The sequence below is a fragment of the Corallococcus exercitus genome, from assembly GCF_042231735.1.
Taxonomy (GTDB): Bacteria; Myxococcota; Myxococcia; order Myxococcales; family Myxococcaceae; genus Corallococcus; species Corallococcus exercitus_B.
The window spans coordinates 7,933,565-7,946,920 of sequence record NZ_CP102577.1 but is presented as its reverse complement, the minus strand read 5'-3'; the positions used below and the strand labels follow the sequence as shown (position 1 = coordinate 7,946,920).

The 13,356-nt window shown below is 72.1% G+C and carries 12 protein-coding genes; 5 read left to right on the top strand and 7 right to left on the bottom strand.

Annotated elements, in window-relative coordinates; translation table 11 throughout:
• The first annotated feature begins 56 nt into the window (after positions 1–56).
• Together NR792_RS31965 and NR792_RS31960 are read left to right on the top strand one after the other, a co-directional pair.
• Positions 57–794, top strand: a complete 738-nt coding sequence (locus tag NR792_RS31965) for a double-CXXCG motif protein (protein WP_375756499.1) — start codon at positions 57–59, stop codon at positions 792–794.
• A gap of 93 nt (positions 795–887) precedes the next feature.
• Positions 888–1,823 (top strand): pirin family protein, encoded by a 936-nt coding sequence (locus tag NR792_RS31960; RefSeq protein WP_375756498.1) that lies wholly within the window; start codon positions 888–890, stop codon positions 1,821–1,823.
• On the opposite strand, the gene NR792_RS31955 is transcribed toward NR792_RS31960, so the two are convergent.
• Together NR792_RS31955 and NR792_RS31950 are read right to left on the bottom strand one after the other, a co-directional pair.
• On the bottom strand, positions 1,814–2,422 hold the full coding sequence (locus NR792_RS31955) for a DUF2378 family protein (RefSeq protein WP_375756497.1): 609 nt from the start codon (positions 2,420–2,422) through the stop codon (positions 1,814–1,816). The two genes, NR792_RS31960 and NR792_RS31955, sit on opposite strands and share 10 nt — an antisense overlap.
• A gap of 84 nt (positions 2,423–2,506) precedes the next feature.
• Complete coding sequence (locus tag NR792_RS31950; RefSeq protein WP_375756496.1) at positions 2,507–3,967, bottom strand: ATP-binding protein; 1,461 nt, start codon at positions 3,965–3,967, stop codon at positions 2,507–2,509.
• Positions 3,968–4,142: 175 nt separating this feature from the next.
• Between NR792_RS31950 and NR792_RS31945 the strand changes: the two genes are divergently transcribed.
• On the top strand, positions 4,143–5,102 hold the full coding sequence (locus tag NR792_RS31945) for a PLP-dependent cysteine synthase family protein (protein WP_375756495.1): 960 nt from the start codon (positions 4,143–4,145) through the stop codon (positions 5,100–5,102).
• 4 nt (positions 5,103–5,106) lie between these two features.
• Here NR792_RS31945 and NR792_RS31940 read toward each other — a convergent pair whose 3' ends face one another.
• The 3 genes from NR792_RS31940 to NR792_RS31930 all read right to left on the bottom strand — a co-directional run bounded on the left by NR792_RS31940 (position 5,107) and on the right by NR792_RS31930 (position 9,230).
• Complete coding sequence (locus NR792_RS31940) at positions 5,107–6,198, bottom strand: Rieske 2Fe-2S domain-containing protein (RefSeq protein WP_375756494.1); 1,092 nt, start codon at positions 6,196–6,198, stop codon at positions 5,107–5,109.
• Between the two features lie 41 nt (positions 6,199–6,239).
• On the bottom strand, positions 6,240–6,653 hold the full coding sequence (locus tag NR792_RS31935; RefSeq protein WP_375756493.1) for a four-helix bundle copper-binding protein: 414 nt from the start codon (positions 6,651–6,653) through the stop codon (positions 6,240–6,242).
• Positions 6,654–6,761: 108 nt separating this feature from the next.
• Positions 6,762–9,230 (bottom strand): heavy metal translocating P-type ATPase, encoded by a 2,469-nt coding sequence (locus tag NR792_RS31930; RefSeq protein ID WP_375756492.1) that lies wholly within the window; start codon positions 9,228–9,230, stop codon positions 6,762–6,764.
• A 296-nt stretch (positions 9,231–9,526) separates the two neighbouring features.
• Here NR792_RS31930 and NR792_RS31925 point away from each other — a divergent pair, with 296 nt between their 5' ends.
• A complete protein-coding gene (locus NR792_RS31925) occupies positions 9,527–11,581 on the top strand; it encodes a hypothetical protein (protein ID WP_375756491.1) in 2,055 nt (684 codons plus the stop codon).
• An 18-nt stretch (positions 11,582–11,599) separates the two neighbouring features.
• Here the strand turns inward: NR792_RS31925 and NR792_RS31920 are convergent, their stop codons facing one another.
• Together NR792_RS31920 and NR792_RS31915 are read right to left on the bottom strand one after the other, a co-directional pair.
• Positions 11,600–12,178 (bottom strand): RNA polymerase sigma factor, encoded by a 579-nt coding sequence (locus NR792_RS31920; protein ID WP_375756490.1) that lies wholly within the window; start codon positions 12,176–12,178, stop codon positions 11,600–11,602.
• Between the two features lie 15 nt (positions 12,179–12,193).
• The gene (locus NR792_RS31915) at positions 12,194–12,769 is read right to left on the bottom strand and encodes a hypothetical protein (protein ID WP_375756489.1); all 576 of its coding nucleotides are present in this window, start codon (positions 12,767–12,769) and stop codon (positions 12,194–12,196) included.
• Positions 12,770–12,889: 120 nt separating this feature from the next.
• On the opposite strand from NR792_RS31915, the gene NR792_RS31910 reads away from it, so the two are divergent.
• Positions 12,890–13,354 (top strand): hypothetical protein, encoded by a 465-nt coding sequence (locus NR792_RS31910; RefSeq protein ID WP_375756488.1) that lies wholly within the window; start codon positions 12,890–12,892, stop codon positions 13,352–13,354.
• The last annotated feature ends 2 nt before the right edge of the window (positions 13,355–13,356 follow it).

Genomic DNA, 13,356 nt, shown 5'->3' with positions numbered 1-13,356 from the left:
CCAGTCCGTCCGGTAGGCCTCCAGATGTGACAGACCTCCAGCCACACGTGATGCCGATGCGCTTCTACCAACTCCAACGTCCGGCCTCTTCCGCTCCGAGACACTGGAACGGCAGCCTTTCCGCCGAGCACCTCTGGAGCCTGCCCGGTGTGGAGTGCCCCACCTGCCATGAGACCTGGAGTGGCCAGTTCACGCTTCCCAGCGTCGATCTGTCCTCGCTGTCCGAACACGAGCTGCTGCAGGAACCACGGGTCGAGCCCTACGCGGAATACACGCGCCTTGCGTCCCATGTGCAGCCGTTCCTCCCATCCGGCTTGTCCCCGGAACCCGGCATGCAATTCGGCCCGCTTCGAGGCACGTCATGCGGAAGCTGGGGCCCCGTGAGCGCTCGTGTCGGCTGGGAGGTGCTGGTCACGCAGGAGGCGTTGCGACACCTGAGGGCCGTGGGGCTCCGGGGGCTCGTTCCCGTGCGCGCGGAGCTCCAGGGGCTCAATGCCGGGGTCGTGCTGTACGAGTTGGAGCTTCCCGTGCGCGGGCTTCTGCACCGGGACGCAGTCATGACAGGTCCCCAATGCCCGACCTGCGGATGGTACGAGGTGCGAATCTCGCCGGAGCCCTGGCTGGATGGAGATGCCCTTCCCCATGACGTGGACCTCTTCCGACCCACGAACGGAACCACGTACACCTTCGTCACCGAACGCTTCGTCGAAGCAATCCAGGCCCTGGGCCCATCGGACGTGACGTTGCGCGAAGTCAGGGTCGCGCCAGTTTCCCCCTTGGGTTCGGTTCACTGAAGTGGGTTCGAGGCCACTCCCATCATCGGAATGGGAGCCGCGCGCCCCGGTTGGAACTGGGGCACACTGCCCCTCTCGAAAAGGAGCCACACCATGAGCTGGGAAGAAGACCTGCAGGGCCGTGAGCCCCCGCCCTCGCTGGAGACGCTCATCGTCCCGCGCGTGCGCGACCTGGGCGACGGCTTCCACGTGCGCCGCGCCCTTCCCTCCGCGCGCCGCCGCATGGTCGGCCCCTTCATCTTCCTGGACCAGATGGGCCCCGCGGACTTCGACCCGGGCCGCGGCCTGGACGTGCGCCCCCATCCGCACATCGGCCTGTCCACCGTCACGTACCTCTTCCAGGGTGAAATCCTCCACCGCGACTCGCTGGGCTTCGTGCAGCCCATCCGCCCCGGCGCCGTGAACTGGATGACCGCCGGCCAGGGCATCGCCCACTCGGAGCGCACCGCCCCGGACACGCGCGCCGCCGGTGGCCGCCTCTTCGGCATCCAGGCCTGGGTCGCGCTCCCCAAGAAGCACGAGGAGGTCGCCCCCGCCTTCGTCCACCACCCCGCGGACACGCTGCCCGTCATCGACGGCGAGGGCGTCCACCTGACCGTCATCGCGGGCCAGGTGCACGGCGGCAGGTCCCCCGTGCGCGCCCACTCCGACCTCTTCTACGCGGACGCGAAGCTGGAGGCGGGAGCGCGCCTGAAGCTCCCGGCGGAATACGAGGAGCGGGGCCTCTACCTCGTGGAAGGCACCCTGGAGGTGGAGGGCACGCGCTTCCAGCCCGGCGAGCTGCTGGTGTTCAAGCCGGGCAGCGAGATCATCCTCAAGGCGGAGTCCTCCGCGCGGATGATGCTCCTGGGCGGCGAGCCCATGGACGGCCCGCGCTACCTCTTCTGGAACTTCGTGTCGTCCTCCAAGGAGCGCCTGGAGGCCGCCAAGGCGGACTGGAAGGAAGGGCGCTTCGCCGCGGTGCCGCAGGAGACGGAGTTCATCCCCCTGCCGCCGGATGATCCGCCCGCGCCCGTGCGCTACCCGTAGAGCCGGCGCACCGGCGCCAGCGTGCCCGCGGGGCGCTGCGACTTCGCCTGCGACCACGTCAGCCGGTACGTCGCCGCCGTCCCGTCAAAGGCGATGGGCTTCACCTCCGGTGAGCCCGCGCCCGACGCGCGCAGCGTCTCCGCGAGGAAACCGCAGGCGAAGAAGGGGTTGTCCGCCAGCACGTCCTTCACCCACAGGGTGGCGTCCTCCGTGGACAGCTCCTCCACCCGCACCTCGTTGAAGTTGTTGCCCGCGCGCAGGTTGTACGGCACGCGCTCCAGCGTCTTCCGCGGGCCCAGGTGGGTGACGAGCTGCATGCTCGCCCGCCCCACGGACGTCTGCTGGAAGCCCTTGAGGTAGCGGGCGCCCAGCTCCAGGTAGGCCGTCTCCAGGGGCTGGCCGGGGAAGACGTCCCGCGCGGCCACGTCCAGGAAGGCGCGCCACTGCTCCAGCGAGTAGTGGGGGCGCAGCGGCTCGGAGAGGTTCAGGCCGGCGGCCTTGAGCTTCTGGCGTCCGTCACGTGTCAGGTACGGCCCCAACGCACGCACGAAGAGGGCTTCCACGCTCTGGGCGAAGATTTGCTTTTCGGATGGGACCATGCCCCCCAGGGTGGGGGCGCCCCTGCGCATCCGGAAGGGTCGACGCAACGCTTCCGTCCACGAGTCGTCAAACCCGTAGCTTTTTCAGCCTCGCGGCAGCCGCACCGTGAAGGTCGTCCCCTGGGCTTCCGTGGAGCTCACCTGCACGGTGCCGCCGTGGGCCTTCACGAGCTGGTCGGTGATGTAGAGCCCCAGCCCCAGTCCTCCGGCCGCACCGCGCTCCCGGTCGCTGCGGCCGGCGCGGCGCCATGCGGAGAAGACGTGCGGCAGCTGATCCGCCGGAATGGGCACGCCCAGGTTGTGCACCCGCAGCACGGCCTCCGACGCCAGGCCCTCCGCGCTCACGCGCACGGGCGTCTCCGGCGGGCTGAACTTGAGCGCGTTGGACACCAGGTTGGTCACCACCTGCTCCAGCCGGTCCGCGTCCCACGCGCCGCGCCCGTCGCCGCGCATGTCCAGCATCACCTCGCGGTGGGGCTGGCTGGCGCGCGACTCGTCCACCGCGCCGCGCACCACGTCGAACAGGTCGCAGCGCGAGCGCACCACCGGCAGCCCCGCGCCCAGCCGCGCCCGGGCGAAGTCCAGCAGCTGGCGGATCATCCGCTCCATGCGCTCGGCGCTGGTGAGGATGCGCTCGGTGAAGACGCGCTGGCGGTCGGACAGCTCGCCCTGGCGCTGGAGCTGCTGCGCGGACATGGACAGCGCGTTGAGGGGGTTTCTGAGGTCGTGGCCCAGGATGCCGAGGAACTGCTCGCGGAAGTCCTCCGCGTTGCGCAGCTCCGTGACGTCCTGGCCGGTGGCGATGACCGCCTCCACCGCGCCCGTGGGCCCGGTGGCGGGCGACATCGTGTACTCGAAGTGCCGCGTGCCCTTGTCCGAGGACAGGGTGACGCGGCCGCGCTGCACCTGGCCCGTGCGCCGAGCCGCGTCCAGGGACTTCGCGTAGGGCTCCAGCTGCGGATCCATCACGCGGATGGCGTCCATGCTCCTGCCCGGGATGTGCACGTGGTGCGAGCCGCGCGACGCGGCCACCGCCTGGTTGGCGTAGATGAGCTTCCCGTCCCCGTCATAGAGCGCGATGGGGTCCGCCGCCGACGCCATGGCCAGCTCCAGGAGGCGGCGCTGCTGCTGCACCTGGTCGGAGAGGACGCGCACCTCGCGCTCGGCGCGGCGCAGGCGCAAGAGCGCGTGCACCTGGGCCACCAGTTCCTCCGGGTCCACCGGCGCCACGAGGTACGCGTCCGCGCCGTGCTCCAGCCCCTGGGCCCGGTCCCCGGGGCCCACCGCCTGCGCGGACAGGTGCAGCACCAGCGCGTTGCGCGTGCGCGGGGAGGCCTTCAGGCGCCGGCACACCTCCAGGCCGCTCATGTCCGGCAGGCGGACGTCCAGGATGACCAGGTCGGTCTGCTCGTCCGCGAGCGCCAGCGTCTCCCCGCCCGTGCCCGCCTCCAGGACCTGGAAGCCCGACAGGGACAGCACGCGCGACGTGACGTAGCGGCTGGCCAGGTCGTCGTTGACGTTGAGGATGATGGGTGCGGAAGGCATGCGTGCGGAAGGGAAGCCGTGGCCTCCTTCGTAATGGCTGGCTCACGGCGCGCCAAGTGTCGCACACGGGAAAATGTCTTCTCCGACGGAACAGCCAGGGGAACGGGCGTCCGCCGAAGCTCGCTGGACGACAGGGCAACTCCCCCGCCAGCGCTTTTCGCGATAGGGATATCCCATGCGCCCTCCCTGCCGCCCGCTCCCCGCTGATGGCCGCTTCCTCCAGGCCGTGGGGCCCACGCCGCTCGTCCCCGTGCGGCTGGACCCGGAAGGCCCCACCATCTGGTGCAAGCTGGAGTTCCTCAACCCCAGCGGGTCCACCAAGGACCGCATCGCCCGGTACATGCTGGAGAAGGCGTGGCGGCTGGGCGAGCTGAGCCCGGGCGGCGACGTGGTGGAGGCGTCCAGCGGCTCCACCAGCATCGCCATGGCGCTGGCGAGCGCGCAGATGGGGTGCCGCTTCACGGCGGTGATGCCGGAGGGCGTGACGGAGGAGCGGCTCATCGCCATCCGCGCCTACGGCGGCGAGGTGGAGCTGGTGCCGCGCGCGGAGGGCATCCGGGGCGCCATCGCGCGGGCGGAGGCCCTGGCGAAGGAGCGCGGCGGCTACGCGCCCCGCCAGTTCGAGAACCCCGACAACGCGGAGGCGCACCGCGTGTGGACGGGGCAGGAAATCCTCGCGCAGGTGCCGGGCGGCCTGGTGCACGGCGTGGTGAGCGGCGTGGGCACGGGCGGCACCATCGTGGGGCTGTACCAGGCGTTCGCGGAGGCGGGCTGTCCGGTGACGCCCTTCGTGGCGCGGCCCATCTCCGGGCTGGGCTGCGACATCGAGTGTTGCAGCTTCAGCGCGCGCGTGCCGGGCGTGGTGGACGGCCTGTCGCGGCTGTACCGCGAGGCGGACATGCCGGGCCGGGTGGAGTTGGACGTGTCGGACGACCTGGCCATGCGCACCGCGCGGGCGCTCATCCGCCGGGGCTTCCCGGTGGGCCCGTCCTCCGGCCTCAACTACGCGGCGGCGGTGGAGGCGGCGAAGCGCCTGGGCCCGCAGGCCCAGGTGGTGACGGTGTTCCCGGACCGCATGGAGCGCTACTTCTCCACGGAGCTCGTGCAGCCCCGGCCCACGCCCAAGGCCAGCTGAAGCCTCACGTGCGCATGCGCACGCGCGTCTCGTGCACCGTGTCGGGGGGCGGAGAAGTGCGCTCGCGCTCCTGGGCGCGCATCAGGCGCAGGATGCTGGGCCCCAGCACGTCAATCTCCGTGGAGGCGTAGGCCTCCGTGCCGAAGCGGCGGATGGAGTCCGTCTGCCGCTCCAGGATGCGCGCGTCCTGCCCGAAGATGTGCAGGCCCACCGGCAGCACGAAGGGCACCGCGGCCTTGAGCAGCCAGCGCGGCACGGGCAGCTTCACCGTCACCACCGCGTACACGAGCGTGTCCCAGTCACTCACCGGCGTCATGGCGGAGTTGACCACGATGTGGCTCTTCTCCCCGATGCGGTACTCCACCTGCGCGATGGAGGGCATCAGGAAGCGGTCGAAGTGCTGCACCACCCCGCCGCCCGGCGCGAGCAGCCTCCCCACGAGCCCCTTGGGCGCGGGCTCGCCCAGGTACTCCGCCTCCACGCGGTCCGCGCTCCGGCGCACCACCACGTCGATCTCGTTCTTCTTCTCCGCGGTGCGGAACAGGCCGCCGTGGAGGAAGGCCGTGTGCGGCACGTCCAGCGTGTTCTCCAGCACCGCGTGCAGCGACCCGGGCGCGCGCAGCACCCGGCGCACGGTGGTGTAGTCCGCCGCGTCCAGCAGCGGGAAGCGGAAGGGCTCCGTCGTGGGCTCCACGCCGGGCGAGGAGTAGACCCAGACGAAGCCGTCCTGCTCGCGCGTCGCGTGGGAAGCGGCGCAGCGGGAGCGGGCCTCGGGCTCGCCCACCAGGCCCGGGATGAGCCGGCACTGGCCGCCGGTGTCGAAGCGCCACCCGTGGTAGCCGCACTCCAGCTGCCCGTTTTTCACGCGCCCCAGCGACAGGGGCACGTTGCGGTGCGGGCAGCGGTCCACCAGGGCGCCGGGCCTGCCACCCTCGCCCCGGAAGAGCACCAGGGGCGTGCCCTGCAGCGTGCGCGCGAGCGGCTTGTCCCCCAGCTCGCGCGACGTGCAGAGGATGAACCAGGAGTGGGGAAGCCGGACGACGGAGATGTGACTGGGGGGCGCACCCGGGGCGCGCCCCTCCTCGCGGGCATTCATGCGCCCAGTCTAATGGGCCCGGGCTTCCGTGCACGCCCCCTTCAGGCGGGCAGGTCGGCGGCGCGCTGGGCGGCCTCCGGGTTGATGGGCTGGGCCATCACCCCGCCGCTCATGCTCCGGCAGGATTCCTCGCAGCGGCGGCAGGCCTCCGCGCAGGCCTTCATCATCGCGTCGTTGCCCATCTGCTCGCAGAGGGTCGCACAGGCGGCGCACACCTCCGCGCAGGCGAAGCAGGTGCGCGAGTGCATGTTCGAGCCCCGCATCATGAAGCGGGCGCTCGTCTCGCAGATGTCCGCGCAGTCCATCAGCATCCGGAGGAGCTTCGGCTCGGCCTGCTTGCCTCCCCGCTTCAGACAGTCCGCCAGCGTCTCCATGCAGATGCGGTGACAGGCCATGCAGTGGTCGATGCACTCGCGCATCTCGTCCTTGCTTCGCGTCGCTTCGGCGTTCGCCATGGTGGGCTTCCTTTCGGGCCGTGGGACTTCGGGCCTGACAGTGGGCACGCGCCGGTGCGCCACCATCCCGTCCCCCGCGCACGGCTGGCCGACAGCCCCTGACCAGGTCTACAGCCGCCGCAACCGCAGGGCATTGGCGATGACGGAAACCGACGAAAGGCTCATCGCCGCGCTCGCGAACAGCGGGCTCAGGAGCAGGCCGAAGACGGGGTACAGCACGCCCGCCGCCAGCGGTACGCCCAGCAGGTTGTAGACGAAGGCGAAGAAGAGGTTCTGCCGGATGTTGCGCAGCACCCCCTGGCTCAACCCGCGCGCACGAGCGATGCCCCGGAGGTCGCCCTTCACCAGCGTCACGCCCGCGCTCTCCATGGCGATGTCCGTGCCCGTCCCCATGGCGATGCCCACGTCCGCCCGCGCGAGCGCCGGGGCGTCGTTCACGCCGTCGCCCGCCATGGCCACCACGCGCCCCTGGGCCTGCAGCGCCTTCACCGCGTCGCCCTTCGCGTCCGGCTGCACGCCGGCAATCACCTCCGTGATGCCCAGCCTGCGCGCCACCGCGTGCGCCGTCGTCGGGCTGTCGCCCGTCAGCATCACCACGCGCAGGCCTTCGGCCCTGAGCCTCGCCAGGGCCTCCGGCGTGGACGGCTTCAGCGGATCCTCCACGCCCAGGAGCCCCGCCGCGCGGCCGTCCACCGACACCAGCACCACGGTCTGGCCTTCGGCGCTCAGCGCCTCCGCGCGCTCCATCAGCGCCGCCACCTCCACGCCCAGGCTCCGCATCAGCGCCGCGTTGCCCAGCGCGACGTCGCGTCCGTCCACGCGGCCCCGGACGCCCTGCCCCGGCACGGCCTGGAAGCCCTCCACGCCTGAAGGGGACACGCCCCGCTCCCTCGCGCCCGCGACCAGGGCGGCGGCCAGCGGGTGCTCGCTGCCGCGCTCCAGGCTCGCGGCCTGGCGCAGGAGCGCGGAGGCGTCCACGCCCGGCACGGGCTCCACCGTCACGAGGCGCGGCTTGCCCTCCGTCAGCGTGCCCGTCTTGTCCACCACCAGCGTGTCCACCGCCGCCATCCGCTCCAGCGCCGCCGCGTCGCGGATGAGCACGCCCATGCGCGCGCCCTGCCCCGTCCCCACCATCACGGACATGGGCGTGGCCAGCCCCAGCGCGCACGGGCAGGCGATGATCAACACCGCCACCGCGTTCACCAGCGCGTGCGCGAGCCTCGGCTCCGGGCCCCACACCGCCCACACCCCGGCCGTCACCACCGCCACCGCGATGACCGCGGGCACGAAGACGCCGGCCACGCGGTCCGCCAGCCGCTGGATGGGCGCGCGGGTGCGCTGCGCCTCGGCCACGCGCTGGACGATGCGCGACAGGAGCGTGTCCTGGCCCACGCGCTCCGCGCGCATCACCAGCGTGCCCGTGCCGTTCACCGTGCCGCCCGTCACCTTCGCGCCCGGCCCCTTCTCCACCGGCACGGGCTCTCCGGTGACGAGCGACTCGTCCACCGCGCTCGCGCCCTCCAGCACCTCGCCGTCCACCGGCACCTTGCCGCCAGGGAGCACGCGCAGGCGCCATCCCACGTGCACCTGGGACAGCGGCACGTCCTCCTCGTGGCCGTCGTCCGAGATGCGCCTCGCCAGGGTGGGGGCCAGGGACAGGAGCGCCCGCAGCGCGCCGGACGTCGCGTGGCGCGCGCGCAGCTCCAGCACCTGCCCCAGCGCCACCAGCGTGAGGATGATGGCGGCGGCCTCGTAGTACACGGGCACGGTGCCGCCGTGCCCCGTGCGCGCGCCTTCCGGCAACAGGTGCGGGAACAGCGTGGCCGCCACGCTGAAGACGTAGGCCGCGCCCGCGCCCAGCGCGATGAGCGTGAACATGTTCAGGTGCCGGTTGCGCACCGATGCCCAGCCCCGCTGGAAGAACGGCGCACCCACCCACAGCACCACCGGCGTCGCCAGCGCGAGCTGCGCCCACACGAGCGCCGCGGGCGACAGCGCGTGTTGCACCGGCTGGCCCGGCAGCATGTCCGACATGCCCAGCAGCATCAGCGGCACGCTCAGCGCCAGCCCCACCCAGAACCGCCGCGTCATCGAGCGCAGCTCCGGATCCGGCGGCTCCTCCACCGTCACCGTGCGCGGCTCCAGCGCCATGCCGCACTTCGGGCAGGTGCCCGGCCCATCGCGCACCACCTCCGGGTGCATCGGGCAGGTGTACTCGACGCGCGTCTGGAGGACGGGAGGCGCCTCGGGCTCCAGCGCCATGCCGCACTTCGGGCAGGCCCCTGGCGCGTCCTGGCGCACCTCTGGATCCATGGGGCACACGTACACGGCGCCCGGCGCGGCCGGAGGTGGCGGCGTCCGGGGCTGGAGGAAGTGCCCGGGGTCCGCCTGGAAGCGCTGGCGGCACTTCTGCCCGCAGAAGAACCAGGTGTGGCCCTCGTGCTCCCAGCTGCCGCCCCGGGGGGCGCGCGGGTCCACCTCCATGCCGCACACGGGGTCGATGGCCGGCCCTCCCTCCGTCGCGGGGGGCGGCTGGGGAGAGGGGGCGGCAGGGGAATGGGGATGGGAATGCGTCATGGTGGAGCCTCCTTTCCCCGGGCCAACGCGGCACCCGGTGCGCTCTTACACATGCGTAACCCGCCCCCTGACGCCCCCCGCGCGGCCCCGCTCCTTCCACTGGAAGGCAGGGCACCAGGCGGCCGGGAGGGTTTGTCCGCCGGGGGCATTTCCGGTAGGAGGCAGCCCCGGCAGCCTGGAGTTCCGGGAGCTTGCGCGGCCGGCCGCATGGGACCCGCGGCGAAACAGCCAGAAAAATCCACTCCCTCCGTATGGCCTGGGAGGCACGGTCGGGGCCCGACCAGAGAGGGCATCGAATGCGACGCATGTGGGGGACGTGGGGGGTGGCGATGGCCCTGTTCGTCAGCGGCTGCGACGCCATCGACCTGTCGGACATCACCCAGCGCGACGCGAAGACCCGGGTGCGCCCGGAGCCCCCTGGCGAGCACTGTGAGTTTGGCGGGGACGCGGTCCTGACCGGCCTCGACAAGGACCGCGACGGGCAGCTGGACGACGCGGAGGTCACCGCCACCGAGTACGTCTGCGACGCCGCCCTCCCCAAGGTCCGCACCCGCGCGCGGGCGGAGCCGCACGGCGTGAACTGCGAGTTGGGGGGCCAGGCCGTGGAGTCCGGGCTGGACCGGAACGGCAACGGCCAGCTCGACGACGGAGAGGTCGCCCTCGCCGACTTCGTCTGCGCCACCTCGGTCGCCAACGTGCTCCTGCGCGTGCGGCCGGTGGCCCCGGGCGCGCGGTGCCCCCAGGGCGGTCAGCTGTCGCACGCGGGCCATGACGCCAACGCCAACGGGCTGCTGGAGGACGCGGAGATCTCCCAGGAGGTGTACGCCTGCGACGAGTCCGCCCCCGTCCTGGCGCGCGTGCGCGCGCTGCCGGCCTTCACCGCGCCGTGCGACGGCGACGACGGTGGAGGCGCCGTGCTGGAAGCCGGCCTCGACCTGGACGGCGACTCCGCGCTCACGACATCCGAAATCGAGGCCACCGACCATGTCTGCAATCTGGACGCGGCCGACCTGAAGCTCCGTCAGCAGGCCGAGCCCGCGGGGCCGAACTGCTCCCGGGGTGGCACGCGCGTGGACGTCTTCCTGGACCGCGACGACGACGGTGAGCCGGATCGCGACGGCTACGCGTCGGCGGTGTACGTGTGCCAGGCCACGCGCGTGCATGACGGGAACTTCGTGGTGGCGGACCCCGCGGACCTGGTCGCGCTGGAGGGCGTCACCCACCTGCGGGGCGAGCTGACCATCTCCGCGCCCACGCTCGCCGACGCCTCCCTCCCCTCGCTGGCCGTCATCCAGGGGAGCTTCACGGCGCGGGGCAACGCCAGCCTGCGGCGGCTGTCCCTGCCCGCCCTGCGCTTCGTGGGCGGCGACGTGGCGGTGCGCTCCAACGCCCGGCTGGACGCGCTCGCGCTGGGCACGGCGGCGTCGGGCGCCATCCTGTGGGTCGAGCGCAGCCTCCTCGTGGAGGACAACCCCATGCTCCCCACGCTGGAGGGGCTGGCGGCGGTGATGCCCCGCGACAGCGTCTCCCTCCGCGCGAACAACGCGATGGTGGAACCCGGCCTGCTGCCCCAGGTCACCGTGCTCCGGGGGTCGCTCTTCATCGAGAACCACCTGCGGATGGACCGGACGCCGTTCGTGAACCTGGCCCAGGTCCACGGGGACGTGCACCTCACGAACAACTCCGCGATGGGGGGCCCCTTCGGCCTGGAGCACCTCACGCGCGTGGACGGCACGCTGAATCTGAGCGCGAACGCGCTGATGGAGGTGCTCCACCCGCTGGCCCAGCTCACCTCCGTGGGCACGCTGGAGCTCGTCGGCAACCCCCGGCTGCCGGACACGACGGGCCTGGAGCACCTTGCCTCCGCGGACCGCATCTACATCCAGGGCAACAAGGAGCTGGTGAGCGCCGGGGACATGCCCGCGCTGGAGCGGGTGGGTGACGGCTTCATCGTGAAGGCCAACGAGAAGCTGCGGCGCGTGCACCACCTGCCCCGCCTGCGCAGCGCGACCACGGTGTCCTCCGTGAGCAACGCCGCGCTGACGTCCCTGGAGGGCTTCCGCCAGCTGACCCGGCTGACCACCCTGGAGGCGCTGGGCAACCCGTCGCTGACGAACCTGGGTGACCTGGCGCTGCTGCGCGAGCTGGACTTCCTCAGCCTCCAGGGCAACACGGCGCTCACGGACTTCGGCCTGCCGGAGCTGGCGCGCGTGACGCTCGCCTTCGTCGTCGTGGACAACCCGAAGCTGCCCACGTGCCGGGCCACCGCGCTCGCGGCGAGCGTGTTCAAGGGCGACCCGGTGGCGGGCGTGAACATCGACGCCAACGACGACGCGGCGACCTGCCCCTGAGCTGAGCGGCCGGCCGGCTCAGCGGCGGGGCTTGCAGGAGCAGTCCAGGCAGCCGTGCGCCGCGCACGCGCCGCAGCCGCGCTCCAGCGAACGCTTGAGCGCCAGCCGCGCGCGGTGCAGCCGCACGCCCGCGTTGTTGGCGGTGATGCCCACCTCGCGCGCCACGTCCGGCACCGCGCGGCCTTCCAGGTCCACCTGGCGCACCAGCTGGGCGTACTCGGGCTTGAGCGTGGGCAAGAGGTCCGTGAGGCACGCGCACACCGCGCCCTTGAGCTCCAGGTCGTCGGTGGCGCCGTCCGCGTCGCGCGCCTCCACCTCCAGCGCGCGTCCTTCCGCGGCCTGCCGGCGGTGGTGGTCCACGAGGGCGTTGCGCAAGAGGCGGTAGAACCACGCCACCGCGCCCTCGCCGTCCTTCAGCGCCCCGCCCTTCTCCAGGGTGCGGGCGAAGGCCGTCTGGAGGAGGTCCTCCGCGACGGCCCTGCTGCCCACGCGCCGCTCCACGAAGGCGAGGAAGCGGCGCTGGTGGGCCAGGAGCGCCGCCACCACCTCCTCGCAGTCCGGGGGCAGCCCCGCGGCGTCTGGCCCTTCAGCCTGCATGCGGCTCCTTCGCGACTACGGAGGGCCGTAGCCCTGCACGCGCGAGTTCAGCTCCACCGCGGTGGCGTAGATCTGCGCCCACGCACGGTACTTGAACTTGTCCATCGTGCCCTTCTGGTCGTTCGCGTAGTCGAACATGTCCTTGCGGAACTGCGCGTCCGCGGCCTTGCGGGCCTCCGGCTTCAGCGGCGTGCCCTTGCGGTCGTAGTAACGCAGCAGGTCGTAGCCGTAGTCGTGCGTCTTGGCGGCCGGGTCGAACTCCTTGTCCGGGCCAATCTTGCCAGGGACGGACGCGTAGCCGTGCGGATCCTGCATGCGCTGGCCGTGCTTCGTCTGGATGGGGTAGGGCTTGTAGCCCATGACCTTCTCGAAGTCCGCCGGGGGCGGGCGGGCGCCGGTGAGGTACTCGCTCATCAGCTTGCCGTGGTCGCCCGGGGGCGCGCCGGTGACGGCGCCCGTGCGCTGCGCGGCGGTGGTGCCGGAGGAGAAGGAGTCCTTCACCACGTTGCGCGCGGTGGGGGCGGGGCGCGCGGCGGTGGACTCCGTACCGGAGGTCAGCGGCTGGCGGACGGGGTTGTTGCGGATGATCATGGGAGCCTGGGGGGAGAAGTCTTCTCGATTTTTCGGAAACCGCCTCCCCAAAGTTGCGGATCATCGCCTGAAGTCGCGCAGAATGCGTGCAACGCACCGCGTGGTGCACTGGAGGACACCGTGGGAAACTACCTGTATTCCGAAGGAATCAAGGAACTGCGCGCTGGCAACTTCGAGAACGCGCAGCGTCTGGTGGAGCAGGCGAAGAAGCAGGGGGACGCTTCCGTGGAGGAGCTCCACGCGATGGCCTTCGCGATGGACGGCCACGGCCAGCGCGGCTTCGCCACGGAGCTCTTGCAGGAGGCGCTGAGGCAGCAGCCCACGGCGGCGGAGCCGGCCTGTGTCCTGGCCATGTTCCACCTGGAGAAGCAGGAGGATGAACAGGCCGCGGCCGTCCTCAAGCCCGCGCTGGCGGCCTCTCCGGACCACCCGAAGGCGAACCTGTGTATGGCCATGGCGCTGGCGAAGACTGAGGCCGCCAGGGCCCGGACGCACGCCGCCAAGGCGATGAAGGACACGGACGCGGACGTCCGCGCGCAGGCGGAGGCGCTGGACAAGGTGCTCGCGCAGCACGAGCCCCGCTAGCG